Here is a 25,697-nt window from a genome sequence, read left to right as displayed (position 1 = left end):
CCGTTTCTCCCCCTCGTATCGTTCCCATCGTACAGTCTGGATCTCACGTTTCACGTAGTCTCACCGTCCGTATCAGTGTCGATTCGTACGTCTCCCGCCACGTCGAACTGTTCGTCGATACCCTCTGGCAATCCGTCCACGAGCGCCGAATGGCGGATCTCGTAGGGTCGTTCGAGAGAGTCCCCCGACTCGATTTCGACCGATACCGGATCGCCGACGACGGTCGTGACGTCCCACTCGAACGTCTCGGGACCGGGCGCTTCGACGGCGCAGTATTCACCGTCCGTCTCCGTCACGATTCGGGGCGTAGAGGTATCAACTCGAACAGACGCACTCGTACCGTAGTGACGCAAAATCCAGCACGTATCTGTGGGCGGCTTCGGCGAGCGACAGCATTGCGTCCGCTTGCTCGGCGCTGGCGACCGTCTCACGGTAGTACACCTCGGCCCTGTTCCGCTTCCAGAGTTGCGTCAACCGATCGGCGAACGCCTCGCTGAACACGTTCACCTCTGCACCTTGCCGATACACCGCCGTGTGTTCGTAGCGCAAGTCTTCCCCGGATACGTGTCCCCGGTGCAGGAGATAGAACTGAATGCTACGCTCGATGGCCACGAATGAAGCCTCGATGACGACGGTGTAATACCCGTTCTGCTCGCGGAGTGTCCGCGCTGCCTCGAGGAGTCGACAGGCCTTCCGCAGTTGGACGAGTGCGGAGTCAGAGACGTCCAGATCGGATTCGCCAGTTTGCCCGTGGGTTCGTTGAAAGGCCGCTTCGGCGTCAGTGAGGGCCTCGTCGACGTAACTATCGTCCATTCGTGAGCGCCTCCGCTTTGAGTTGCGTGAGCGTCTCGGTTTCGTCGAGTGTCAGGCCGGTGGCGAAGATCTCGCGTAAGCGGTCCCCGTATCGGCGTGCACTTTCGACGGATTCGACGAGGACGTGGAACTTGTAGCGGTCACCATCGAACGATTCCTCGTTCAACTCCGCCGTCAGTTCGTCGACGGTTTGCTGGGCCGTCGCTTGCGCGTCGTCGACGAGTACGAAACAGTCGATATCGCTCCGTCGATCGGCGTTCCCACGGGCAACACTGCCAAAGAGGACGATTCCGTCGATCCCGTCGACGTCGTCGGTCAGCCTCGCGACGAGTTCCCGGACCGGGGCGTGAAACTCGTCCTGTGGAATCTGTACGATCGGATCGTCGGGTTTGCTGAGCCGACTGCGATTTATGCGAACGAGCCGTTTCCGGCCGGCGTGCTCGGTGTCGACGAAGCCCACCGCCTCGAGGTCGTCGATGGCCGACGAGATACTTCGGTGCGGGTGGTCCGTCGCTCGACTCAATTCCCGAATTCCGAACGCCGTGTAGGGATTGTCGACGAGCACGGCGAGAATCTCGTCGGTACAGGTGTGACTGAAGAGGTCCGTGGAGGGGACGGGGACCGGCAACTCGACTGACGCGCCCCTGTGGATACTTTCACTCTCCATGGATAGGTATACTCTCCAGTACGTAAATAGCCTGTGGAATCGCCGCCACGAAGTTACAGCGATACGAGGAGACTGCCTACGGCAGCAGCCGTGAGAGGATGTCAAACCCGATTTTCGTCTATTTCCAGGGGCGTAGTCGAATCATCGATCCATCCCGTAGATGTACGTTCGCTGGTCAGCAGTCTGCCGGTGACCGAACTCCCGCCGAGACGCGCCTCAATCGCGATCGCCCTTCCAGGTGACGGTCCGGCCCCAGGTGGTCGCCTTCCCCCAGAGACCCGAGCGCATGCACTCCAGTTCGACGATCTGTGAGTTGTCGACGAACAGGTTGATCTCGGGGCCGAAGTTCTTGACGTACCACTCGAACATCTCGGGGCCGGGCGCCTCGAAGACGAGGTTCTCGATCCCGAGTGCGTTCGCGATCCGGTAGGCGACGTCGGTTCGCCACTCGACGACCTCCTCGGTGATCCCCTCGGCTTCGACCATCAGGAGGTCGGCGCCCGCATCCAGGTGACGACGGCCCTCCTCGATGGCCTGCTCGGGATCCTGCTGGCCTTGCTCTTCGAGGATCTCGGGATCGGTCGCGCCGCCGGCGCCGAACTGGACGTTGATCTCCGGCTTCGGGTCGAGCTCGTACTCTTCGGCGACGAGCTCCGTCATCCGAACCATGTCGTCGGTTCCGATAGCGAGGAAGCCGCTCGACAGCTCGACGATGTCGAACCCGAGGCGCTCCGCCTCCTCGAAGTACCGCTCGACCTTGTCGTTGTCTCGGACGAGGACGTTCTCGACGTAGCCACCTGTCGAGACCTTCACGTCGTACTCATGACAGATGTCGATCAGCTCGCGGACGGCGTCTTCCGGCATCAGCGCGAACGAGCCGCCGGAGAACTTGTAAATGTCGACGTACGCACCCATCGTCTCTAAGATGTCCCGCAGCTCCCTGGGTCCCATCGGGTCGTAGTACGGACCGCGGATCTCCGTGATCCCCGTCTCTCTGGGCTTGTCCTCGCGCTCGTTGACGTGCAGGAAGTCGAACGCGCGGTCGTCGATATCGTCTGCGTTCGCAGTCGAGTCGGACATACGCCCGGTCGCACCACGAGCGGACCCATGAAGCTGTCACGCGGGTGCAAACCCGTGCGCGGCGATAGCGACCCGATTGTCCGCCGCCCCGCGTACCGGAGGGGTTTTGTAGCGACGGCCCCGAGTTCCCGGTAGGCGGCACGGTCTGGCAACTACCTTTCGACCCGCGTGGTTTCCACGTGCGGTTACAGTTGACTGACCTACCCCGTCTCTCTCTATACGCTCCGAGCACCGGCTCCGACAGTCCCGAAACTGCCGTTGTGTCCGAACACTCAGGCCAGCAACGCCGTCAGCTCCGTGACGTCGTGTTCCTCGAGCGTGCGGATCGTCTCGACGAGCTCGTCGCGCTCGTCGTCTGGCAGGGACTCCCCGGCGACTGTGTCGACCTTCTCCTCCAGGCCGTCCCAGCCGATCGGATCGGTCGGGTGTCCTCTGAAGGCGTCCTTCTCTACGCGGTAGGTAGTGCCGTCGTCCATCGTGACGTCGACGACTGCGGGCATCTCGCCCGCCTCGAAGCGCTCAGTGAGGTCGGGGTCCGCCGTCACGTCCACGACCCGGAGGAGGTCCTGGACGTCGGCCGCGAGGATGCGCTCGCGCTCGTACTGGGCGAGCGAGAGGTCCCGATCGAGCAGCGCCGCCGCCAGCATGTACGGCAAGGAGTGATCCGCCTGGGCTCGATTCTCGACCTCGTACCGGTTGCCCTCGCCGCCGCCGATGATGAGCTTCGCGCCGCGGAACGTCTCGAGCGTGATACCGGAGACGTTGGCCGGATCGAGGCCCTCGCGCTCGGCGAGTTCGACGACGCCCTCGACCGCGGACTGGGCGTAGGTCTCCGCGACGTAGCGCTTGGTCATCACGTCGTGGACGCGCTCGCCGGGCGTCAGGTCGACATCGAAGGGACCCGAGATGACGTCCTGCCACCCCTTCTGTCCCTCGAAGAGGTTCCGCGGCCCGTCCATCCCGTTGCGGGCGAGCATCGCGGAATACACCGCGTTGCGCGCCGCGTTCGCCGAGGCGATCCCCTTCCACTCGTTGATCCCGCCGGTGCGGGTCACCCGCAGCGCGTTGTGGGCCGTCCCGGCGATGGCGATGGCGTTCTGGGTCTCCAGTTCGTCGAGCCCGAGCACCTTCGCGACGCCGGCCGCGGCGGCGATCACCGTGTGGGTGACGTGGTCGAACCCCTCGTCCCGGACTGGCGCGTTCCACGCGAGCTCCGCCTGGATCTCGTACGCGATGGCGATGCCGGCGAGCAGCTGCTCGCCCGTGCACTCGGCGAACTCCGCGGCGGCGACGACGGCTGCGATGGTGTCGCTCGGGTGCGGCGTTTCGCCGGGTGCGAGAAACGAGTCCATGTAGTCGAGGTACCGGACGAGGGCGGTGTTGTGCATCGCCGCCTGGACGGGCGAGGCCCCGCCGTCGCGACCCCAGAGGGTACACGGCCCGCCGTCTTCGAGCTCCGTCACCGTCCGGTGGACGATCTTCGTCGGCTCCGCGACCTCGGCGGCGATCGCGATCCCGACCGAGTCGAGCACGCGTCGCTTCAGCGCGTCGCGGACGTCGCCCGAGAGGTCGTCGTAGTCGGTCTCCTGGACGAATCGGGCGAGTTCGAGCGTCGACGTCATGGTCCCGACTCCCACGACCGACGTGAAACGCCTTTGCGTGGACGGGGCGGCGATCACCGCGCTGGCGGGGCCGCCGTGTGCGAGGTCGCCATCGACGGGACGGTGATCGTCTTTCGACGAGATTTTGGCGTTTCGGCGCCCCTCCGCGTTCCGAAGCCCCACCGCTTATACCGCTCTCCGCCGTCCCCTCGCGCATGCCCAGCTACATCGACGAGACGGCCGAGCGATACGTCCGCGCGGTCGGTCCCGAACACGACGACCTCCACGCGGAGATGGCCGCCTTCGCCGACGAGCACGACTTTCCGATCATCGGTCCGGACGCTGGCGCCCTGCTTCGGTCCTACGCCGCTGCCACGCAGGCCGAGCAGGTCTTCGAGTTCGGGTCGGGCTTTGGCTACTCGGCGTACTGGTTCCTCCAGGGGATGGCCGACGACGGCCGGATCGTCCTCACGGAGATCGACGAAGCCGAACTCGCGAAGGGTGAGGAGTTCCTCTCCCACGCCGGACTCGCCGATCGGGCGACGTTCGAACACGGCGACGCGATGGCGATCGCCCACGATTACGCGGGGCCGTTCGACGTCGTCCTGATCGATCACCAGAAGTCGCGCTACGCCGACGCGTTCGACCTGATCCGCGACGACATCGCGCCCGGCGGGGTCGTCATCGCGGACAACGTACTCTACGGGGGCCACGACTACCACGACAGTCTGGACTACGTCGAGGGGACGGGTGACCTGCCGGACGACGAGAACGTCAGGGGGATCGTCTCCTACCTGGAAACGGTTCGCGAGGCCGACGGCTTTCACACCGCCATCGTTCCGGTGGGGAGCGGTCTCGCCGTGACGGTCAGAGACGGGGCCTGACCGCGGGCAGGGCGGCGGCGAGGTGCCGTCTGGAGGGATCTTCTCGCGGACCGGCCGTTCACGCCGACACGAGTTTGTACGCGCCGCCGTCTGCGTCGCCGTTTTCGGGATCCGGTGCTCGTTCGGCGTAGTAGATCGCGCCGTTGTGGACGAGCGGCGCGCTCGTCACGAAACCGTCGTGGTCGACGTGCCAGACCTCGTCCCCGGTCCAGGAGTCGAGGGCGTAGAGGGTCCGATCTTTCGACCCGAAGACGATGCGGTCGGCGCAGACGGCGACGGATCCGGTCAGCGGAGCGTCCGTGCTGAACCGCCAGAACGGGTCGCCGGTATCGGGGTCGAGGGCGTACATCCGGCCGTCGTGGCACCCGACGAACACGGCGTGACGGACCGGATCGATCCCGGGTCCCGCCATGGCGTACCGGCCGGTCCTGAACGCCCAGTCGAGGGTCCCGTCCTCGAGGTCGACGCGGTAGATGTGGTCGTCCCAGGAGCCGAAGAACGCGCCCCCATCGTAGGCCGCGATCGGGCCCTTGATCTCGCCGTTCGAGTCGTTCTCCGGGTTGGTGTCGAACGACCACGCGAACTCGAGCGAGGGATACTCCCAGCCGTAGAGCGTCCCGTCGTTCGAGCCGAGCACGAGCCGCCCGGCGTCGGGGTCGATGGCCGGCGTGCAATGTGGGTGCCCCGTCGGCCGGTGGGCCGGTTCCTCCCACACCACGTCGCCCGTCTCGGGGTCGAGCGCGAACAGGTTGCCCTCGGGATCGTCGTACTCGACGGCGACGAAGAGGCGGTCGCCGTCGTACTTCGGACTCGACCCGATCGCGTCGCCGAGGTCCGTCGACCACCGTTCCTCGCCGGTCTCCGCGTCGAACGCGTAGCAGACGCCGTCGTACGCGCCGATGTACACCCGACCGTCGGCCACGACCGGCGTCCCGTGGATCCCGGGCCCACCCGCTCCGGTCTCACCTCGCCACAGAATCTCGCCGTCCGACGAGATCGCGGAGACGTCCCCCGTGTCGCCGGGGAACGCCACTCCGTCCTCGCCGAGCGGGACCGCGCTCGCCTTCGCCGCGTTGTGCGTGTGCGTGTTGTGCTCGGGCAGGCGCCACTCCTGCTCGACGCTGTCCGGCACCGTCTCGTTCGGTTCGTACCCCCAGTTCTCGAGCGAGCGTCGAAACTGGGCGACCCCGTCGGGTCGCGTCTGGTATGACCGATCGTCGATACGTTCCCGTTCGTCGAACCGGTCCGTCTCCGATAGACAGCCGGCCACGATCCCCGAGAGACCGGCGCTGGCGCCGGCCAGAAGCACGTGTCTCCGGGTTGCCCTCCGTCCCATCTACCGGCACCACTCCGTCGACGACAATCTGTCTTTTGCCCGACATATGTCGGCGTACAGACGATTCTCGCGGCGGTTCCCGGCCGACTCTCTCGCCTGCACGCACTGCTCTCCCTCGTCCTGTCCCTTAGCGCATCTCGTTCCGTCCCCTCGGTCTCTCATCCGCCCCCCTTCGTCGAATTCACGACGGTCACTACGGCAGGCCTGGGCGTCGACTGTCTACCCTGCCGCACAACTTGTTCTACGATCGCCGTTTCGCGAGTCTCGTTTCAGTCGCTCCTCGGTGTTCGGACGCGTTTCGATGCTGCAGCGCACATCGTCGAGACCGGTTTCTGATCCCGTTCGGACCGTGCCATCGATCGCTGGCCAACGGATACTCCTCTCTCGAAAGATATATGAATGGATACGAACACATAATTTTCCATCTATTAATACATAGTTGTAAGTATAGCCGACGACTATCGGACGGTGCCGGCCACCACATCGCATGGCTGGCGGAGACCCATGACGCACACGTTCACCGGACAACTCTGTACACGCCCGTGTTCCGACGTCACCCGCCCGCTGGCGGGATCGACGATCGTTTTGTATCGACCGACGGACGAGATACCTCCCGAGCGAATCGCCGCCCGACCCAAGGTGACGGCGGACCTCGTCTCCCCGGCCGCCGCAGGCGCCGCCGTGATCGGCGACGACGAGATCGACGAGTCGGGCGAATTCGCGGTACGGATCGACGACGAATCCTACGACGGCGAGGCGTTCATCGTCGCCGTCCTCGTCGACGACCCGGCCGGTCGCGACGACGTCTCGCCCGTCGAACTCGCGATCACGACGCTGGATCCCGAGTGGGAGAAAGGAGAGAACGGTCCCATCGCGCAGTGGGAGTACTGTCTCACCGAGAAGCAGTGGTGTGGCGTTCTCGCGGAACTGGAGTGCTGGATGGTCTGTGGACGCGTCCTCGATTGCGCCGGCGAGCAGGACGTCCCGGTCGACGGCGCGACGGTTCGCGCCTACGACGCCGACATCGTCCAGCACGACGAACTGGGATCGGTCGTCACGGGTGACGACGGCGGCTACACCATCTACTACACCGAGTCCGACTTCGAAGAAGTGCCGCCGCCGTTCCTGCCGGTCGAACTGCGCCACGGCCCCGACCTCTACTTCTCCGTCGAGACCGCCGGCGGCGACCCGCTCCTCGAAGAGGGTCCATCGGCAGGTCGCGAGCCCGGACGGGAGGACGCCGGGCGGTGCGCCCACGTCGATCTCTGCGTCGACCTCCCGCCGGACGCGGCTCAGATGGCCTGGTTCAGCGTCGGGAGCGCGTTCGACGTTCCCGACGCGGACTCGCTCAACGACTTCGACGTCGAGGGGTACGCCGGCGCGAAGAAGTGGGCGCTCTTCGGGACCCTCTCGATGCGCGGCAACACGCCGTCGGTGACCGACCCGGCCTACGACGACGTCCAGTACCGCTTCCGCTTCGCCGAGTCGACCGCGCGGAACGACGATCCCGCGATGGACGAAGACGCGTTCGCCGACGCGGTCGGTGATCTCGACAACGCCGACGTCTTCCGGCGGACGAAGATCGGCGTGGCCGTCCGGTACGGCCCCTTCGACTTCTTCCCCGTCTACGCGCGCCAGGCCGACGTCGACGAGGACGGCTGGCTGAGCGTCGACAGCGCGCTGTCGAACTCCGCGCCGGACGACGTCGACCCCGCCGCCTACGAGTTCTACGACGACGACTCGCTCATGCGCGTCGATACGACTGCGCTCACCACCCAGTCGAACCCCGCCGACGCGTCGGTCGAGCCTGGCGACCCGTTCCCGGCCGACGAGAAAGTCGCCGTCGAACAGTTCGCCTTCCGGTTCGAGGCGCGGGTCGTCGAGTCCGACGGCTCGATCACGCCCGTCCCCGCAAGCGGTCAGACGCTCAACCGCGCCGTCGTCGACAACAGTGGGACCTTCGGCGCCCTCGAGATCGCGGAACTCGCGGGCGACTCCTGCGACCCGATCACGACCGACGGCGTCACGGCCGCCTACACCATCTACCACCCGCATCCGGGCAGTGCCCAGCTCCGACTGATCGCCAACGACGAGGACGAGACCGACGCGAGCGCCTGGACGGAGATCGACGACCCGGCCGGGACCTCCGAACTCTCGTTCGCCCGCAGCGAGGAGAGCGGGGCCGACCTCGTGGCGATGGACGGCGCGCACCACAACGGCTCGCTCGACGTCTCGAGTGCGGTTGACGAACCGTGTACGTACATGCTCGAGTTACGCACCCAGCGCCGGCTTCACAACGGCAACTCGGCCGCCGACTCCGGCTGGCAGACCCACCGGCTGGTGGCGTTTCACGCCGAGGAGGCGTAGCGAGATTCGGAGCGAACGCAGTGAGCGAGAATCTCGGTTACGAGCGGGAGCGAAGCGACACGCGAGCAGCGAGATTCGGAGCGAGAGCGAGGCCGAGCATCTGCGAGGCCTCGAGTGTGAACGGGGAGTGCAACGACCCGTGAACGGAGTGAGCGAGAATCTCGGAATCGCGAGCGGTGAAACCGCAAGCAGCGCGGTTCGGAGCGTGCGCGGTTCGGAGTGAGCGCGGTTCGGAGTGAGCGCGGTTCGGAGCGAACGCAGTGAGCGAGAACCGCGAAATAGCGAACGGCGCAGCCGTGAGCGAGAGCGGGGTCTGAGCGATGTGAGTGAGAGTCCCGGAACGAGAACGGGGAGGAACGATCCGTGAACGCAGTGGCTCTCCGTTTCTCCGGGGAGTAGGGGTCGGAGCGACGACGTCGGTCCCTCGTACGAGACCGGAACCGTCTCGATTATGGGGGTACAGTCCCAATTTATAAGAGAGGAAGAGACGAATGACACGTATGGACGACTGGACCGACTCGATGACCGCCCGCGATCGGATCGACAGTATCGCACTGACGATCTCCCAACCACGCTCGGTGAACTGGATAAAGGAGCAAGCCGAGGCCGGATCGTGGGAGACGACGAAATCCGAACTCGACCGACTGGTCGAGTCGGGCCAGCTCACGACCGTCACGGTCGACGGCGAGACGCGCTACGCCGTCGACGGTATGCGCGCGTACCTCGATCACGTTCAGGCGCTCGTCGTCGAGCACTCGAAAGCCGAACTCCGCGACGAACTGGAAGCCATCGCCGAGGAGATCGCAGCGTGGAAAGAGACGTACGACGTCGACTCACGCGACGAGCTGGAGGCAACGATCGCGTCGGCTCTCCCTCCCGAGGAGGTGCGTGAGCGACGCCAGGTCGTCCGCGACTGGGAGGAGAACGACGGGTACCGCGAGCGGATCCAACACGCACTCCGCCTGTACGACGACCTCTCTACGCAGGCCGCCGCGACAGTCGGCGACGCCCACGGACACGCCGACTGACGATGCCGCCCGCAACGTACGGGACAGGTCCCGACGCCCATCGACGGCTGTATCGACGGATTCACGATCGATTGGGTACGCAAGACGCGTTCACCGACGTCCGCTACGTCCCCTCGCGAACTCGCCCACGACGCGTCACGGCCGACGTCACCGTGACCACGTACGTCGGTCCTAGATATCCGACGACGGGCGCCCGTCTCGAGATCGAAGTTTCCCTCCGTCACGATCGAAACCACTACTGGATTCAGTGGGTCGAGCCCGTCAGGGATCGCTCCTGTGGCTGGCACCAGGATTCCACCCACGAGGAACTCGGAGCGTGTCACTTCCAGTACGATCGCCCGGACGGAACGACGGAACGGGAACCGGCCTCGTTTCTCGACGCACACCCGCTGGCCGTCGTGGAGACGCGATTGCACGAACTCCCGGGCCGACTTCGCGAGCGGGTCGATTGATCGTGGTTTCGGTCTTCCAGTCTTTCGTTCTGTTCCACGAGGCTCACGCTTCCCAGTTCGTGCCGTCTTTCGTCCGTCGTTTCGATCGCCTCGCGACGGTATCTGGATCGATAGTCAACACACGGGCGCACCGCCACTCGTGACCGGGTGCGCTTCGATGCCTGCTGCAGACAAGTCTGACCACCAACAGTTACTCTCGGTCGGGAGAAACACGGAGTTCGCCGTGGTTCGATGAGGGTGTACCCGAAACTACCTCGCTACGATCACCCGGTCGTGCCGGCGTCGTTCTACGGGACCGACGACCTGACGCTGCTCGAGAAGTACGACGGGAGTTCGTTTCGATTCACCCTGTACGACGACCGCTACGCGGACAGCTATCCGGAGGCGGTTCGTGACGCCGCGACCGGAGACGGCGGTCTCGTCTTCGGCACCCGTCGATCGATTCGCGGGTGTCATCGAACGGCGATGGACGAGATCGACGGCGCCCTCAGGCGGGCGGTCAGGTGCCTCCGGGACGGTATCGACGAGTCGGCGCTGCGATCGTACCACGAGGTGTTCGACAGTCCGTTGATCGTCTACGCGGAGAATCTCGTCTACTCCTCGCTCGATTACGGGTTCTCCGATCGGAAGTTTCCGGCGCTGATCGGGTTCGACGTGGTCCCGTATTCCGCCGTCGAGACGATGACGCCGCCCGGCAATCCGTACGAGGAGACGTTCGACGGATTTCTCGACCTCGAGACGGCGTGGGAGCGTTTCGATGCGATCCGTATCGAGGACGCACCGACAGCCGTCTCGTTCGTTCCGGCGACGATCGTCGACCGACCCACCGACGGATTCGACCCGGACGAGTACGACGTTCCGCAGTCGTCGCTGGCGGCGGACGTGAGAATGGAGGGCGTGGTCGTCCGCAGCGACGAGCAGTGTTGTCGCGCGAAGATTGTCCGCGACGAGTTCGAGGAATTGAACCGAAAGCGATTCGGACAGGATCCCGCCGACGCGGAGACGGGCGCCGAATACGTGGTCGCGACGTACTGTACGCCGGCACGCATTCGGAAACAGGTCCGAACGCTCCTCGTCGAGGAGGGACGTGCGTTCGGGTGTCACCTGAACGAGGACCTCTACCCGCGCGTCGTCGAGGACATCTGGGCCGAACACTGGCCGGAACTGATGGAACTCGACGTTGCGTTTCGACCGACCGATGTCTATCCGCTGGTCGCCGAGCGCTGCATCGCGGAGCTTCGCGCGATGGAGACGAACGCCGAATTGAACGATGTAGATCCGACGACATTCTGGCGCCACCTGTCGTACGGCTCCGGGGGCACCCGCTCACTCGATTTGCAGGTCGCCGTCGCCGGTACCGCCGTCACCGTCTGCGTCTTCGGGCCACTCGAGTTCGAACTCGACGCTGAGTTCGCCAGGGCCGTCTGCTGGCCCCTCGCGTTCGGCTTTCACCTCGAACGTGGGCTGTGCGGGCGGGTCCATGGTGACGGACTCGCTTCCCGCTGTCAGCGTGATCGCCTCGCCGGCGTCCAGTTTGTCGGCGACGGATCGGAGGGTCGCCGCGACATCTTCCCGGGACCGGCCGGCCTCGGATTCGAAGAGCACTTCTTCGGGCATACCCGGGAATAGGTCCGCGCGACGTATGAAGGGACCGGTGGTCCTGGGTGTCGACCGGTCGGGTCCGCGGCCCCAGCGTCCGCTCACGCGGGATCGCTCCGGGCGGCGAGCCAGCATCCCACCGCACCCATCAGCGGTCCCGGCGTCATCACGGCGCCCACGAGGCCGTAGAATGCGACGCTGTCGGTCGGCGGAACGGTTCCGAGGGCGAGCGTGGATCCGACGACGAGCGGAATCGCGACGAGCGCGACTGCGATTCCACCGAGGACGAGCACGAGGTCGATCGTCACGGCGGACCACCCGTGGGTTCGTCGGTGTGGCGTCGCTTCCGATTCGTCGGTTGTACCCGACGGTCCGCGGTCTCGACCGCCGTCGGTCTCGCGTGGGTCCATCCGTGCATCTCGGTTGCTGTCGGGGGCGTAGCCAGTAATCGCCACTCCCGCACATTTCTGGGGAGTTTAAGAGCGGTGGTCGCCGTGGCTTCGACGGCCGGTCCCAACGATCTTGTCGCATCGCTGCGCATCGCCTCGCATGAAACGCGTCCGCCTCACCGTGCACCCGGGTGACCTCGACCTGCCCGCCGCGTTCGAGGACGTCACCGGCGACCGGGAGCCGTTCGTCGACGTCGAGGTCGTCAACTGGAACGTCGGGCCGCCCGACGCTGCCTTCCTCCTGCGCGTTCGCGGGGACCTCGATCGACTGGCGGACGCCCTCGAAGCCGACGCCGCGGTCGCGGACTGCACGTTCGTCCCGATCGGCGATGCCGAAGCGTACTGCTTCGTCGCCGGCGTCGGGACGGCCGACGCGCGAGCGCTGTGGGAACCGTTCGCCCGGGGCAGCGTGATGACCATTCCACCGGCCGAGTGGAACGCCGACGGCAGCTACACGTTCACGGCCGTGGGCCGGGACGCCGACATCCAGGCAGCCGTCGAGGCGGTGCCGGCCGGCGCTCGCGTCGAAATCGAGGCGGTCGGCGGCGATCGGTACGCGGCGGGGGACGTCGTCCGGCGACTCACCGACCGCCAACGCGAGGCCGTCCAGCGTGCGATCGAAGTCGGGTACTACGACAGCCCTCGTGAGGCGACCTGCGCCGACGTCGCGGACGCGCTCGGCTGTGCGACCTCGACCGCGTCCGCGCACCTCCGGAAGGCGGAATCGAGACTCGTACACGGCCTGTTCGGCGAGTGACCCGGTTCCGTTTTCCGGGTCCTCCACACGCTCGGACGCCGTCGATCAGTCCGTCGACCGGTATCTGCTCGACGGGTCAGTCGTCGTGCGGCGCATCCGGCCACTCCAGCCACCCCGAAAGCTATCATTTCATGGAAAAATTACCATAGCTTCTTATAATAGTGTATGGGTATAAATGACTATCACGCCAGATTGGCACTACGGATCTCGGACACGACTGACCCCTGTCCCGCCGACGGTGCCGGTCGCCGTGATCCCCCAGGTTGAGAGCCATGACACGGAACACAGACGAAGACGACAGCGCGTATCGCCTCGACCGCAGATCTGCCATGAAACTCGCGAGCGTCGCGGGCCTCGGGGCGGTGTTCGGAACCGTCTCGGGAACTGGACGGGACGCACGGACCCCCGACCCGATCGACCCGGATCGGGAACCGCCGTGGGACGGCCGCGAGGGGGCGTCCGATCGGTGGGCACGCGACCGCTGGTTCGTCGCGTTCGAGACCGACCCGCGAGTACGGGGCGGGGAATCGGCCGCCCAGGCGGACGAACGGGCCCGGTTCCGCGCCGACGTGCGAGCCGAGGGCCTCGGCGTCACCGAGCGCCGCGACTTCACCCGCCTGTGGAACGGCCTCTCGGTCAGCGCCGAGTTCGGCGACGCGGTGGCGATGAGCGCGCTCGACAGCGTCGCCGCGGTGTACCCGGTCGCGATCGTCGACCGCCCGGAACCCGTGGACACCTCGCCAATGTTAGAGACCGCCCTGTCGATGACCGGCGCCGACGCCGCCCAGTCAGAACTCGGCCTCACGGGCGACGGTCGCTCGGTCGCGGTGATCGACACCGGTATCGACTACAACCACCCCGACCTGGGCGGGAGCGGTGACCAGTCGGCCGCCTACACCGCCGAGAGCGAGGCCGACCGGACGCTCACCGGCCCCGCAGGCGACGTTCACCCACGGATCAGTCACGGCTGGGACTACGTCGGCGCGGGCTACGACGCGGGCGATCCGGAGGCGGACGAGCCGAACCCGGACCCCGACCCGATGGACCCGCAGGGTCACGGCACGCACGTCAGCGGCATCGTGGGCGCCGACGCGGCCGACGAGGACGGCGTGACGGGCGTCGCGCCGGACGCGACCCTCGGCGCGTACAAGATCTTCGACACGGGCTCTAGCACCGCCGAGATCATCGTCGCCGCGATGGAGGACGCCTACGCTGACGGGATGGACGTCATCAACATGTCGCTCGGCGCGAGCCTGCAGTGGGGCCAGGCGTACCCGACGACGGCGGCGAGCAACGAACTCGTCTCGCAGGGCGTCGTGGTCGTCAACTCCGCCGGGAACGAGGCGGATCTGGGTGCCTGGAGCCTGAGCGCGCCGGCGAACGCCCACGACGTGATCAGCGTCGCGAGCGCCGAGAACACCCACCTGACGGCCACCGCCTTCGGGGTTCCCGGGCTCGACGAACCGGTCCCGTACCTCGAACTCTCCGGGTCCGAGCTCCCGCCGACCGAGGGCGAGTCGGCGCCACTGGCGCTGCCGGCCCAGAGCGAGATCGGCGGTGAAGCTGGCTACTTCGGCTGTGATCCGGCCGACTTCGCCGACTTCCCCGAGGGCCACGTCGCCCTGATCCAGCGCGGGCACTGCGCGTTCGCCCAGAAGTACGAGAACGCCGTCGCTGCGGGTGCGACGGGCGTCGTCATCTTCAACAACGTCGCCGGGCTGTTCAGCGGGACGATTCAGGACGCCGGCGTCGAGGGCGTCTGGGGCGCCGGAATCAGCGACACCGGCGGAGCGGCGCTGGTCGACCTGCTCGAATCGGGCGAGACGGTCACCCTCGATTTCACCGACGAGACGGTCACCGTCCCGAACCCCAACGGCGGCCTGCTCTCGTCGTTCTCCTCGTACGGCCAGGACGTCGAACTCGCCTTCGGGCCGAGCGTCACCGCGCCGGGCGGGCTGATCACGTCGACCTACCCGCTCGAATTCGGCGGCTACGGCATGCTCTCGGGGACGTCGATGGCTGCGCCACACGTGGCGGGCAGCGTCGCGTTGGCGCTCGAGGCCGAACCCGACCTCGACCCCATCGACGTCCGCGATCGCCTGCAGAACGTGGCCGAACCCCAGCCGTGGTCGCTCGCCCCCGACGCCGGCTACCTCGATCACTCCTTCCGGCAGGGTGCGGGCATGATTCAGATCGACGAGACGATCACGGCGGATCAGCGCGCCACCCCGGGCCAGCTCTCGCTGGGCGATGGCACCGGTGCCGACGCGACGGTGACGCTCACCAACGACGGCGAGACCGACGTCACCTACGAACTCGGCCACGCGGGGACCGTCGGCACCGCCGGCAACTCCTTCTCGCCCGGGTTCTACCTGCCAGACAGCAGCGTATCGGGGCCGGAGACCGTGACGGTACCCGCCGGCGAGTCGGCCTCGGTCGACCTGACGATCTCGGCGCCGGCGTACGGGCTCCCGAACCACCAGTACGGCGGCTACGTCACGTTCACCCCGACCGACGAGGCCCACGACACGCTCCGGGTCCCCTACAGCGGCTACGAGGGCAACTACCAGGACCTCCCGCTCTTCGGCTACTACGCCGCGGCCGACGACTTCGTCGCGATGGAACCGCGCCTGCAGCGGTCGGTCGACGAAGGCGAGGCCGTCGACGACGCCGCGACCGTCGCCGTCGTCGAGGCCTTCTTCGGTCACTACCCGCAGGAACTGCGGATCACGGCCGAGCACGAACGCACCGGCCAGTCGTTCACCGTCCTCGAACAGACCTACGCACCACGGAGTCCCGACCCCGAGACCTACTACGAGTACGCCTGGGACGGTCGGACGCAAGCCGGCGAGAGCGACGGTCGTCGCCCCGTCCCGAAGGGCCGGTACACCCTGACCCTCGAGGCGCTCCGCACCCTCGGCGACCCCGAGAATCCCGCCCACTGGGACACCTGGGAGTCGCCGACGTTCTACGTCTCGCCGCCCGGCCAGCGCGCGCCAGGGAGTGGGCGTTCGAGTCCCGGGCTGCCAGCGGACGAGTGATCGGGCGATTAGTCTGGTAGCCTTCGGATCGGATTTCGGAGCCGACGCGACGGTTTCCGACTCGGAACCCGGGCTGGTTCGGCAACAAATTCTTGTGTACACAAACACAAACACAACATATGGGGACGAAGACGATCGGGGTGCAGGAGGACGTCTACGAGCGCTTGCGGGCTCGAAAGCGTGAAGACGAGAGCTTCACTGACCTGCTCGACCGATTGATGGACGAATCACGGACCGACTGGCGCGAAACGTTCGGCCGCCTTCAGGACGAGGATGCAGCCGCCCTCGAAGCAGCAGTGAAATCGGTCCGAGAGCGTTCGAGCGGTGGATACGCCGAGCGACAACGGGACGCTATCGAGGCGTTCGCAGACGTTGGGGCGGATTCGGCCGAGGGATCGGATGACACGTAAGCTCCTGGATACGACCTTCCTGATCCATCACTGGGGTGGTCACGACGACGTCGCGACGTACCTCGAGTCCCAGCCCGCAGAGACGACGTTCTGGACGACGACCTTGAATCTCAAAGAGATCGCCGTCGGCCGACACCTCGTCGATCAGTTCGACGCCGCGGAGATTCGACGACAGTTCGAGTGGATCCAGACCGTCCCGATCACGGAGTCGGTCGCGTGGGAGACGGCGGCGCTCGAAGCACCGCTCTACGCCGACGAAACGACCCAGCGCGATCGAATCAACTCACTTTCGATCGACGCACTCGTCGCCGGCGCAGCGGCAGAACTTGATGCGACCGTCGTGACACAGAACGTCGACGATTTCGAGACGCTGGGCGTTCCCGTCGAATCGTACTGAGTGCTGTCTCGAATCCCGACTCGAGAGTGGCCCATCTACGGTCGGATAGTGCCACGTCGTGACGAAAATCCTGTGCAAGATTGAGACGAACCTCTTTTCGCCTCGGGTGCGCTTCGCGCACCACTCGGCGAAAACCCGTTCATGCCAAAAGGCCGGTCTCGCTCCGCTCGACCGGTGAATCGCGCTCACTACCGGGTCCGTCGGACCGCTCGTTCGCGCGAATGCTCGTGTTCAACTCGCGCCATCCATGTTGTATGCACTGAGGAAAATACAACATATGGAACAACTTTCTTAGTAGTGAGCAATGTCGAAAGTACGGGATTGACCAATAACTGCGGGCGGATCCGCCCGATTTCCGGACGAAGTTGCTATTCGGCCGTCCCGAACGGCGGAGCTAGTAGTTCACGTAGGCGGTCTTGCTGATGGTGAAGAAGTCCAGTCCCGCCTCGCCCTGTTCGCGGAACGTCTCGCTCGAAGAGGCTTTCATGCCGCCGAAGGGGACGTGGAGTTCCACGCCGGTCGTCCCCTCGTTGACCTTCACGACGCCGGCCTCGATCTCGTCGACGAAGCGATTGGCCTCCGTGAGGTCGTCGGTGACGATCCCGGCAGAGAGACCGTACCGGACGTCGTTGGCGATCTCCAGTGCGTCGTCGAAGCCCGTCGTCGGGATGGCGGCGACTACCGGTCCGAAGATCTCCTCCTGGGCGATCCGCATCTCGGGATCGACGTCCGAGAAGACGGTCGGCTCGACGAAGTGGCCGTCCGCGAATCGATCGCCCTCTGGCACCCCGCCGCCGGTTTCGAGGGTCGCGCCCTCGCGCTGGCCGGCGTCGACGTAGTCGAGGGTCCCGTCGCGTTCGGACTCGCTGACCTGTGGGCCCATGCGGTAGCCCTCCAGCCCGGGACCGACCTCGATCGATTCGGCCCGCTCGACCAGCCGGTCGACGAACTCGTCGTAGAGGGATTCGTGGACGATCGCCCGCGACGTGGCCGTACAGGCCTGTCCGGTGACGCCGAAGGCGCCGCCCGCGACGACGTCGACGGCCCGTTCGAGGTCGGCGTGCTCGCTCACGACGACCGGGTTCTTCCCGCCCATCTCGAGCTGGATCCGCTTGCCGTCGGGCGCCGCCGCCTCGCGGAGGCTCTCGCCGACCATCGTGCTCCCGGTGAACGAGACGGCGTCGACGTCCGGGTGCGTGGCGAACGCGTCGCCCACGACGCTCCCGGGGCCCGTGACGTAGTTGAGCGCACCGTCGGGGAGGCCAGCCTCGTCCAGTTCCTCGACGATGGCGGCGGAGACGGCCGGCGCGAGCGTCGCGGGCTTGAAGACGGCGGTCGCGCCCGCGGCCAGCGCCGGCGCGATCTTCCAGGCCGGGATCGCGATCGGGTAGTTCCACGGCGTGATCAGCGCCGCGACGCCGACCGGCTCCTCGACCGTGTAGAGCCGGCGATCGGGCGCGCTCGACCCGCTGACGGTGCCGCCTACGTCGCGGGCCTTCCCGGCGAAGTAGCCGAAGATGTCGATAGCCCGCTGGACCTCCCCCCCGGCCTCCGGCTCGGCCTTGCCCTCCTCGCGAACGAGCATCTCGGTCAGTTCCTCGCGCCGCTCGCGGAGCCCTCGCGCGGTCCGTTCGAGGATCCGGCCGCGCTTGGGCCCCGGCGTGTTCGCCCACTCGTCGGTCGCGGCGGCCGCTGCCTCGACCGCTCGATCCGCGTCGGCCGCGCTCGAGCGCTGGAATCGCCCGACGACCTCGTTCGGCGCCGCGGGATTCGTGGTCTCGAACGTCTCGCCGGTTTCCGAGTCGACCCACTCGCCGTCGACGTAGTTCTGGACGGTGGTTGGCATCGTATGGCACGTCACCGCCGACGATTACACGCCTTTCGGTCGTCTGCGCGAGCGGTGAGGGCGCCGAAAGGCTTTGGTCGCCCGGCTGAAACCGGCCTTTTACGAGATGCGATACTACCGGAGCGCGTGGGGGGCGAGCGGGCCTCAGCTGCTCGCCGTCGACGGCGACACGGCGTACGACCTGACGGCGGCGAAGCCCTCACTGGACGGGTTCACCGACCTCGCCCGCGCGAGTGACCTGACGGGGACGCCGGTCGACGACATCGCTCGCCGACTCCGCGACGAGGCGCCGATCGTCGACCGGGAGCTGATCGATGACGGGGCGCCAGCCGCGGAGCCGACCGAAGCCGCCGCGGCGGACGGGAACGCGCTGGTTCCCGTCGAGGCGGCGGAGGTGTGGGCCGCCGGCGTCACCTACGCGATCAGCGAACAGGCCCGGGAAGAAGAGAGCGACATGCCCCAGCTGTACCTCGACGTCTACGACGCCGAGCGGCCCGAACTCTTCTTCAAGTCGACCGCCCGCCGGACCGTCGGCCCCGGCGAGCCGATCGGTATCCGAGGAGATTCCGACTGGAACGTGCCGGAGCCGGAGCTCGCGGTCGTGCTTCACCGCGGCGAGATCGTCGGCTACACCATCGGCAACGATGTCAGTAGTCGGGACATCGAGGGCGAGAACCCGCTCTACTTGCCCCAGGCCAAAGTGTACGACCGCTCCTGTGCGATTGGCCCGTGCGTCGCCTCCACCGAGCGGATCGAGGACCCACACGACCTCGACCTCTCGATGACGATTCGCCGCGGTGGCGAGACCGTCTACGACGAGTCGACCTCGACGAGCGAACTCGTCCGGACCTGCGAGGAACTCGTCTCGCACCTCCAAACTCACAACACCCTGCCGGAGACGACCGTCCTGCTGACCGGCACCTCGCTAGTTCCCGACGACGAGTTCACCTTGCAGGAGGGAGACGTCGTCTCGATTTCGATCGAGGGGATCGGGACGCTCGAGAACCCCGTGTGTACGGTGTGAGTGAGCTGGCCCGTTCTCACTCGAAGACCGTCTGGTCGATCGCCTGCTCGTCGATGTAGTCCCAGTCGTAGGCGACGCCGAGGCCCGGGCCGTCGGGGACCGGGACGGTGCCGTCGGCGTCGACGGCGTCGAGCTGGTCGGAGTAGGGCCCCTCGTAAACCGGTGGCTGCGTGTTGGGACAGTCGGGGTGGACCAGCGCGATCTCGTAGTAGTTCGCGTTGCGCATGGCGGCGATGCTGTGGCGGTGGGCGGGCCCGGGCGCGTGGACCTCGACGTCGAGGCCGAAGCCCTCGGCGATCCGGGCGCGCTTCATCGCGCCGGTGATCCCGCCGTCGTACTCGGGATCCGCGCGGGCGAAGTCCGTCGCGCCGCTCGCGAGGAAGTCGGCGAACGGTTCGAGCCCGCGGACGTGTTCGGTCAGGAGAAGTGGCGTTTCGAGCGCCTCGCGTAACTTGTTGTGGGCGTGCTGTGAGATGCCGCCGTCGCGGTAGGGATCTTCGTACCAGTAGTACTGCTGTTCGTCGCAGGCCCGGCCGACCTGGAGCGCGTCGGCGTAGGTCTCGTACTCGCAGGCCGGATCGTGCATGAGGTCCATCTCGTCGCCCACGCGCTCGCCGACGGCGTGGACGGTCTCGACCTCGCGGTCGATATCCCGTCGTGCGTCGCTGCCGCCCCAGCCGTGGATCTTGAAGCCGCCGTAGCCAAGCTCCAGGCACGCTTCGGCGAAGTCGGCGTACGCGGCGGGTGAGTCGAGGCCGCCATTATCGTCGGCGTGGTAGGTCGACGCGTAGGCGGGCAGGCGCTCGCGATAGGTGCCGAGCAGCTCGTGGATCGGCGCGTCGTAGCGCTTGCCCGCCAGATCCCACAGGGCGATATCCAGCGGCCCGATCCCCATCCGATCGTACTTGCGCAGGCCGCGTTTGAGTTCGCTCCAGTGGCGCTCGCGTTCGAGCGGGTTCTTCCCGACGAGGTACGAGGCGCACGTCTCGACCTGGTCCGGCGCGGTGGAGGTGACGAGGACGTACTCGCCGGTGACGTCCGCATCGGTCTCGATCCGGATCGCGAGCGTTTCACTTTCGAGCGTCGAACCCGGTTCGTAGATCAGGTTGAAACCGTTGTCGTCCGTACCGACGTTGGCGAGGGGGTACCCGAACTCGATCAGCTCGATCCGGGAGATTTCCGGGGCCATACCGCCACTGCTGAGGGAGCCGACAAAAGGATTGGCCGGGTTCTCACCGAACGCGGCCGGCCAGTTTCGTCCGGTGGATCAGTCGTCGGGTCCGTAGAAGCGCCGAAGGCGTGCTGGCGAAACCGAGTACGCGCGGCTGAACCGTCTCGTCCCGCTCAAACCTGCCCGAGAACCTCGGCCTCCATCGCCTCGACGAAGGTCTCCTGGTCGGGACTCGACGAGAGGAGTTCGACCTCGTCGAAGCCCGCGTCGGCGAGGGTGGCGAGTTTCTCCCGGATGTCGGCGGGCTCGTCGGTGACGAAGAACTCGTCGGTCATCTCCGAGAGGGCGATTTCGCGGCCGGCCGCCTCGATCTCGCGCGGGTCGTAGACGTCTTCGTCGAAGCCGATCGCGGGCGGGCCGCGCCAGAAGCCGGTGCTCTTCAGCGCGCGGTCGTAGTCGGGGTGATAGGAGACGAGCAGCTGGCGGACGCGGGTGATCTCGTCCGGATCGCGGTCGGCTTCCGCGGCGCCCGCTTCGAGCGCGGGTTCGAGTTCCCGCTGGTAGACGTCGGCGTCGCGAAGCGTCAGGAAGCCGTCGGCGTACCGGCCGGCCACGCGGGTCGTCTTCGGGCCGTTGCCGGCGACGTACAGCGGGACGCGTTCCTCGGGGAGCGTGTAGAGGTTCATCGTATCGACGTCCCAGTAGTGACCGTCGTAGGTGGTGAAGCCGCCGTCCCAGAGCCGCGAGACGATCTCGCAGGCGTCGATCAGGCGCTCGCGGCGCTCGGGATAGGCCGGCCAGTCGTAGCCCAGGGGCACCTCGTTCATCGCCTCGCCCGTCCCGATCGCCAGGTGGACGCGTCCGGGGTACATCGCCCCCATCGTCGCGAAGGTCTGTGCGATCAGCGCCGGGTGAAGCCGAGCGATTGGCGGCGTGACGCCCGTCCCGATCCGGATCGAGTCCGTGCGTTCGAGCGCTGCCCCCATCCACGGCCAGGCGGCGCCACAGTGCGCGTCCGTGTGCCACCACGGGTGGACGTGATCGCTCGTCCAGACCGTATCGAAGCCCGCCGACGCCGCACGGTCGACGTGACTGAGCAGCGTTGTTGGATCGTACTGCTCGTGGGCGGCGAAATACCCGATATCCATAGCGTCAGTGTCCGCGATCGGGCCAATAAACGTTCGGGAGGGATGCGTGCCTCGACTATTCCTGCCCACGGATAGCTTCGCCTCCTTTTTGTACCGGCCCCGCGACGCACTCGCTAGATAATGGCCTCTCGCGGATGGACGGACCGTCGTGAACGAGTGCCCACCGCCGCCGCCAGAATCGGTGGCGGTAGCCGCCCACCGGGCGGCGACAGCCCGAAAGCGGGGGTACGATGAGTACGGATACGTCGACCGCCGAGAGCACTGAGGGGGCGACGAGCGCCGGAGGCGACGCGAGCGGCCCCACGCCGCCCTCGGAGCGGATCGTCGGCCTCGACGCGCTGCGCGGGTTCGCCCTGCTCGGCATCCTGATGGTCAACATCTGGGTGTTCGCGATGCCGGAGGCGGTGCTGGGGAATCCGACCGCCTACGGCGACTTCTCGGGGGCGAACTGGTGGGCCTGGTTCGTCTCGGACGTCTTCTTCCGCCAGAAGTTCCTCGCGCTCTTTACTTTCCTCTTCGGCGCGAGCGTCGTGTTGTTCACCCGCCCGGACGAGCGTGGCGGGCGGCCGACGCTCGAACTCCACTACTGGCGAACGGGTTGGCTCCTCGTCTTCGGCCTGGCACACGCCTACCTGCTGTGGTACGGCGACATCCTCGTCGCCTACGCCGTCTGTGGCTTCTTCGTCGTCCTGCTGCGGGATCTGCCGGCGAAGACGCTGGCGACGGTCGGCCTCGTCGTGCTCGCGATCCCCTCGATCACGGAGGTGCTGGCCGGGCTGACGATGGACCCGGGCGCGACGTCCACAGCGTGGCGACCGGTCGAATCGGCACTCCAGGCCGAGATAGACGCCTACCGGGGTGGCTGGCTCGAACAGATGGACCATCGCCTCCCGACGGCGATCCGCCGCCAGACGATCGGCTTTCTGGGCTACTCCGTCTACCGCGTGAGCGGTTCGATGCTGCTCGGCATGGCACTGTTCAAGTGGGGCTTCCTGACGAACGACCGTTCCGTCCGGACGTATCGCCGGCTGATCGTCGGCGGCGGGATCGCCGGTCTCGCCGTGATCCTCGCCGGTATCGCGTTCATCGAATCGGCCGACTGGACCTACCGCGCCGGCATCCTCTGGCGCCAGTTCAACTACTGGGGCAGCTTCGCCCTCGCGGGGGCGTACATCGGTCTCGTGATGCTGTGGAGCCGCTGGCGACCGGCGGGCACCGTGACGCGATCGCTCGCCGCCGTCGGACGGACGGCCTTCAGCAACTACATCCTCCAGACGGTTCTCGCGACGTCGATCTTCTACGGTCACGGCCTCGGCCTGTTCGGCCGGCTGTCGCGAGTCGAACTTCTGGGGGTCGTCCTCTGTATCTGGGCGATTCAGGTGCCGCTGTCGGTGCTCTGGCTCCGGTACTTCCGATTCGGGCCGCTGGAGTGGCTCTGGCGGACGCTGACCTACCGCGAGGTGCAGCCGCTGCGGGTGACCCGGACGAGCGAGTGAGCGACGCGGCTGGCGTGGCCGGCGGGAAACGTTTTCCTCGCTTCGGCGCAACGTCGCTCCCAATGAGCGGCGTCGACGTCACGCTCCGGCGCGCGGACGCGTCTTCGATCTCGCGGGTCGAGACGCTCCTCTCCGAGACCGACCTCCCGACGGCCGACGTGCGTTCGACTCCCGAGCGCTTCGTCCTCGCGTTCGACGGCGACGAACGGGTCGGCGTCGGCGGGCTGGAACCGTACGGTGCCGACGCACTCCTCCGGTCGCTCGTCGTCGAGGAATCTCGACGCGGGAGTGGGTACGGCGCGGCGATCTGTGACGCGCTGGAAGATCGCGCGCGGGCCGACGGCGTCGAGACGCTCTATCTACTCACGACGACCGCCGAGGGGTTCTTCGCGGATCGCGGCTACGAAACCGTCGACCGCGATTCGGTTCCCGAGGTGATCCGGGAGACGCCGGAGTTCGCCGACCTCTGTCCCGCGGCGGCTGTCTGCATGCGGCGGTCGCCGTAGCGTGATGCAACCCGTCACCGTATCGTGACGCGGACATCGCTGTCTGCGTGACGCGACTGTCGCTGTCGGTCTCAGTCCCCTTCCCCGCTGCTCGCCGGTGTCTCCGGCATCCACAGCGTGAGGACGACGACGGCGGCCATGGTCGCAGCCAGGAGGAGGTACCCCTCGTCGAACAAGTTGTTCTCACCGAGGACGCCGAAGACGACCGGGCCGGCGGCGCCGACGGTCGCCGTCGTCGTCCGGATCACGCCGAGGCCGGTCCCCTTGCGTGACTCCGTGAACGCGTCCGCGAGGAACGACTGCGTGACGGCCCCGGAACCGAGCATCGTGCTGATCATCGCGGTCGTCGGGACGAGCAACCAGAGCGACTCGACGAACGGCAGGACCGCCAGCCCGATCGCCGGCGGTGTCAGGACGGCCACCAGCGAACCGCGCATACCGATCCGATCGTAGGCCGCGCCAGCGACGGGTTTGACGACGACGCCCACCGCGAAGAAGAAGCCGAACAGCAGGCTCGCCGTCGCGGGAGAGAGCCCCTTCACCGTCTCCAGGTAGGTCGGGTACAGTGCCGTCACCGACTGCCAGATGAAGATGTACAGAAAGAGGATGACGGTCATAAAGCCGAGCGAGGGGTCGCGAAGCGCCCCGAACACGGCCAGCACCTCCCGGACGGTGCCCTCGTCCGAAGCCGAGCCGCCGGCGGGTCCCGTTCCCGCGCTATCAGGACCGGTCCAGTCGCCGCTCGCCGCAGTCGTCCCGTCCCCGGTCTTCGTTCCGTCCGTTTCGGTCGAATCGCCGTCGCGCGTCTCGCCATCGTGGCCCGCTTCGTCAGCGCCCGGGACGGCGACGAAGAGGGCGACGCTCGCCACGAGTAACAGGGGTGCGACGAAACCCAGGCCGGCCTGCCAGGCGACGGCGGCCGCGAGGGCGGCCGCGATGGGTGGAAAGAGCGTCTGCCCCACGTCGCCGGTCGCCATCGTCACCCCCAGCGCGCTCCCCAGTCGGTCCGGGTAGAGCTTCGAAAGGAGCGTGATCCGGGCGATGGGGTACATCGAGTGGCCGAGTCCCCAGGCCGCGACCGCGACGAAGAGGACGATCGGCGTTCTGGCGGTGACGACGAACGCCAGCGCGACGGCGACGAGCGCCGCGCCCGTCGCCATGACGGCCCGTTCGCTGAACCGGTCCGCGAGGAGTCCGCCCGGCAGCTGGCCGATGGCGGCGAACAGCCAGAGAACCGTGACGAGGAGGCTGGCGACCGAGAGGCTCAGATTGTAGGCCGACTGGAGGTCCGACAGGATCACCGGGAGGATCATCCGGGCGCCGACGAACAGGCCCCACGTGCTCGCGATCACCGCCAGCGACGGGCCGCGCCCGTCGGCCCACAGCGCACGCGCTTCCGTCGTCAGCGTTCCTCGGACGTCCATACGAGAAGTCGTACCGGTGACTCGGCGACGCTCGCTTGTAAGTGCCGTTGCTTCGGCCCGCCTTTCCGCTTCTCCGCGATCGGCGGGACGACCCTGGCACTGCTTGGCCGCTCTTTACGCCCGCGCGCTGGACGAGGACGACGCACCCGAACTCGTCGACCTACTGGCGGACCTCGGCCTCGAGGGCGCCGTGGCGTGGGT

Annotated in this window: 23 protein-coding genes and 1 pseudogene; 12 read left to right on the top strand and 12 right to left on the bottom strand. The window is 66.9% G+C overall.

Translation table 11 applies throughout. The annotated features are described in order from the left end of the window. Positions 1 to 50: 50 nt before the first annotated feature. From NO366_RS04060 to NO366_RS04040, 5 genes are all read right to left on the bottom strand, one after another. Entirely contained in the window at positions 51 to 296 is a 246-nt protein-coding gene (locus NO366_RS04060) for a hypothetical protein (RefSeq protein WP_256533041.1), read from the bottom strand. 19 nt (positions 297 to 315) lie between these two features. Then, positions 316 to 813: a DUF8154 family protein gene (locus tag NO366_RS04055; protein WP_256533040.1), complete on the bottom strand. Its 498-nt coding sequence runs from the start codon at positions 811 to 813 to the stop codon at positions 316 to 318. Further along, positions 803 to 1,480, bottom strand: coding sequence for a nucleotidyltransferase domain-containing protein (locus NO366_RS04050; RefSeq protein WP_256533039.1), 678 nt, complete (start codon positions 1,478 to 1,480; stop codon positions 803 to 805). Before NO366_RS04050 ends, NO366_RS04055 begins: the two co-directional genes overlap by 11 nt. Positions 1,481 to 1,696: 216 nt before the next feature. Further along, the gene (locus NO366_RS04045; protein WP_256533038.1) at positions 1,697 to 2,560 is read right to left on the bottom strand and encodes a phosphosulfolactate synthase; all 864 of its coding nucleotides are present in this window, start codon (positions 2,558 to 2,560) and stop codon (positions 1,697 to 1,699) included. A gap of 272 nt (positions 2,561 to 2,832) precedes the next feature. Further along, entirely contained in the window at positions 2,833 to 4,182 is a 1,350-nt protein-coding gene (locus NO366_RS04040; RefSeq protein ID WP_256533037.1) for an MmgE/PrpD family protein, read from the bottom strand. A 194-nt stretch (positions 4,183 to 4,376) separates the two neighbouring features. Between NO366_RS04040 and NO366_RS04035 the strand changes: the two genes are divergently transcribed. Continuing rightward, positions 4,377 to 5,045, top strand: coding sequence for an O-methyltransferase (locus NO366_RS04035; protein WP_256533036.1), 669 nt, complete (start codon positions 4,377 to 4,379; stop codon positions 5,043 to 5,045). A 58-nt stretch (positions 5,046 to 5,103) separates the two neighbouring features. On the opposite strand, the gene NO366_RS04030 is transcribed toward NO366_RS04035, so the two are convergent. Beyond that, positions 5,104 to 6,381 (bottom strand): outer membrane protein assembly factor BamB family protein, encoded by a 1,278-nt coding sequence (locus NO366_RS04030; RefSeq protein WP_256533035.1) that lies wholly within the window; start codon positions 6,379 to 6,381, stop codon positions 5,104 to 5,106. Between the two features lie 504 nt (positions 6,382 to 6,885). Between NO366_RS04030 and NO366_RS04025 the strand changes: the two genes are divergently transcribed. The 4 genes and pseudogenes from NO366_RS04025 to NO366_RS18610 form a co-directional block, all read left to right on the top strand. Further along, the gene (locus NO366_RS04025) at positions 6,886 to 8,748 is read left to right on the top strand and encodes a hypothetical protein (protein WP_256533034.1); all 1,863 of its coding nucleotides are present in this window, start codon (positions 6,886 to 6,888) and stop codon (positions 8,746 to 8,748) included. Between the two features lie 500 nt (positions 8,749 to 9,248). Continuing rightward, positions 9,249 to 9,776, top strand: coding sequence for a DUF7342 family protein (locus NO366_RS04020; RefSeq protein ID WP_256533033.1), 528 nt, complete (start codon positions 9,249 to 9,251; stop codon positions 9,774 to 9,776). A gap of 2 nt (positions 9,777 to 9,778) precedes the next feature. Beyond that, positions 9,779 to 10,228 carry a hypothetical protein gene (locus NO366_RS04015; protein WP_256533032.1) on the top strand — a complete coding sequence of 150 codons (450 nt, stop codon included), beginning with the start codon at positions 9,779 to 9,781 and terminating at the stop codon, positions 10,226 to 10,228. A 231-nt stretch (positions 10,229 to 10,459) separates the two neighbouring features. Further along, a pseudogene (locus tag NO366_RS18610) lies at positions 10,460 to 11,533 on the top strand (hypothetical protein); the annotation flags it as partial. Between the two features lie 21 nt (positions 11,534 to 11,554). Here the strand turns inward: NO366_RS18610 and NO366_RS04005 are convergent. After that, positions 11,555 to 11,845 carry an amphi-Trp domain-containing protein gene (locus tag NO366_RS04005; RefSeq protein WP_256533030.1) on the bottom strand — a complete coding sequence of 97 codons (291 nt, stop codon included), beginning with the start codon at positions 11,843 to 11,845 and terminating at the stop codon, positions 11,555 to 11,557. 83 nt (positions 11,846 to 11,928) lie between these two features. Then, positions 11,929 to 12,135: a hypothetical protein gene (locus tag NO366_RS04000; RefSeq protein ID WP_256533029.1), complete on the bottom strand. Its 207-nt coding sequence runs from the start codon at positions 12,133 to 12,135 to the stop codon at positions 11,929 to 11,931. A gap of 241 nt (positions 12,136 to 12,376) precedes the next feature. Here NO366_RS04000 and NO366_RS03995 point away from each other — a divergent pair, with 241 nt between their 5' ends. The 4 genes from NO366_RS03995 (at position 12,377) to NO366_RS03975 (ending at position 16,881) form a co-directional block, all read left to right on the top strand. Then, positions 12,377 to 13,033 (top strand): helix-turn-helix domain-containing protein, encoded by a 657-nt coding sequence (locus NO366_RS03995; protein ID WP_256533028.1) that lies wholly within the window; start codon positions 12,377 to 12,379, stop codon positions 13,031 to 13,033. A gap of 272 nt (positions 13,034 to 13,305) precedes the next feature. Beyond that, positions 13,306 to 16,074, top strand: a complete 2,769-nt coding sequence (locus tag NO366_RS18530) for a S8 family serine peptidase (RefSeq protein ID WP_305880595.1) — start codon at positions 13,306 to 13,308, stop codon at positions 16,072 to 16,074. A gap of 119 nt (positions 16,075 to 16,193) precedes the next feature. Then, the gene (locus NO366_RS03980; protein ID WP_256533027.1) at positions 16,194 to 16,484 is read left to right on the top strand and encodes an antitoxin VapB family protein; all 291 of its coding nucleotides are present in this window, start codon (positions 16,194 to 16,196) and stop codon (positions 16,482 to 16,484) included. Beyond that, on the top strand, positions 16,474 to 16,881 hold the full coding sequence (locus tag NO366_RS03975; RefSeq protein ID WP_256533026.1) for a type II toxin-antitoxin system VapC family toxin: 408 nt from the start codon (positions 16,474 to 16,476) through the stop codon (positions 16,879 to 16,881). The genes NO366_RS03980 and NO366_RS03975 overlap by 11 nt, the downstream gene beginning before the upstream one ends. 394 nt (positions 16,882 to 17,275) lie before the next feature. On the opposite strand, the gene xacF is transcribed toward NO366_RS03975, so the two are convergent. After that, positions 17,276 to 18,727 (bottom strand): 2,5-dioxovalerate dehydrogenase, encoded by a 1,452-nt coding sequence (xacF, locus tag NO366_RS03970; RefSeq protein WP_256533025.1) that lies wholly within the window; start codon positions 18,725 to 18,727, stop codon positions 17,276 to 17,278. A gap of 106 nt (positions 18,728 to 18,833) precedes the next feature. Here xacF and NO366_RS03965 point away from each other — a divergent pair, with 106 nt between their 5' ends. Further along, positions 18,834 to 19,751 (top strand): fumarylacetoacetate hydrolase family protein, encoded by a 918-nt coding sequence (locus NO366_RS03965; protein WP_256533024.1) that lies wholly within the window; start codon positions 18,834 to 18,836, stop codon positions 19,749 to 19,751. A 16-nt stretch (positions 19,752 to 19,767) separates the two neighbouring features. Here NO366_RS03965 and NO366_RS03960 read toward each other — a convergent pair whose 3' ends face one another. Beyond that, positions 19,768 to 20,940 (bottom strand): enolase C-terminal domain-like protein, encoded by a 1,173-nt coding sequence (locus NO366_RS03960; RefSeq protein ID WP_256533023.1) that lies wholly within the window; start codon positions 20,938 to 20,940, stop codon positions 19,768 to 19,770. A gap of 155 nt (positions 20,941 to 21,095) precedes the next feature. Further along, complete coding sequence (locus NO366_RS03955; RefSeq protein WP_256533022.1) at positions 21,096 to 22,070, bottom strand: TIGR03557 family F420-dependent LLM class oxidoreductase; 975 nt, start codon at positions 22,068 to 22,070, stop codon at positions 21,096 to 21,098. Positions 22,071 to 22,300: 230 nt separating this feature from the next. On the opposite strand from NO366_RS03955, the gene NO366_RS03950 reads away from it, so the two are divergent. Then, a complete protein-coding gene (locus tag NO366_RS03950; protein WP_256533021.1) occupies positions 22,301 to 23,566 on the top strand; it encodes a DUF418 domain-containing protein in 1,266 nt (421 codons plus the stop codon). 62 nt (positions 23,567 to 23,628) lie between these two features. Then, a complete protein-coding gene (gene arsN2 / locus NO366_RS03945) occupies positions 23,629 to 24,072 on the top strand; it encodes an arsenic resistance N-acetyltransferase ArsN2 (RefSeq protein WP_256533020.1) in 444 nt (147 codons plus the stop codon). Positions 24,073 to 24,143: 71 nt separating this feature from the next. Here the strand turns inward: arsN2 and NO366_RS03940 are convergent, their stop codons facing one another. After that, positions 24,144 to 25,496, bottom strand: coding sequence for an MFS transporter (locus NO366_RS03940; RefSeq protein WP_256533019.1), 1,353 nt, complete (start codon positions 25,494 to 25,496; stop codon positions 24,144 to 24,146). Positions 25,497 to 25,697 lie beyond the last annotated feature (201 nt).

The sequence above is a fragment of the Halovivax cerinus genome (genome assembly GCF_024498195.1).
Lineage (GTDB): Archaea > Halobacteriota > Halobacteria > Halobacteriales > Natrialbaceae > Halovivax > Halovivax cerinus.
This window is presented reverse-complemented; position numbering and strand designations above follow the sequence as displayed.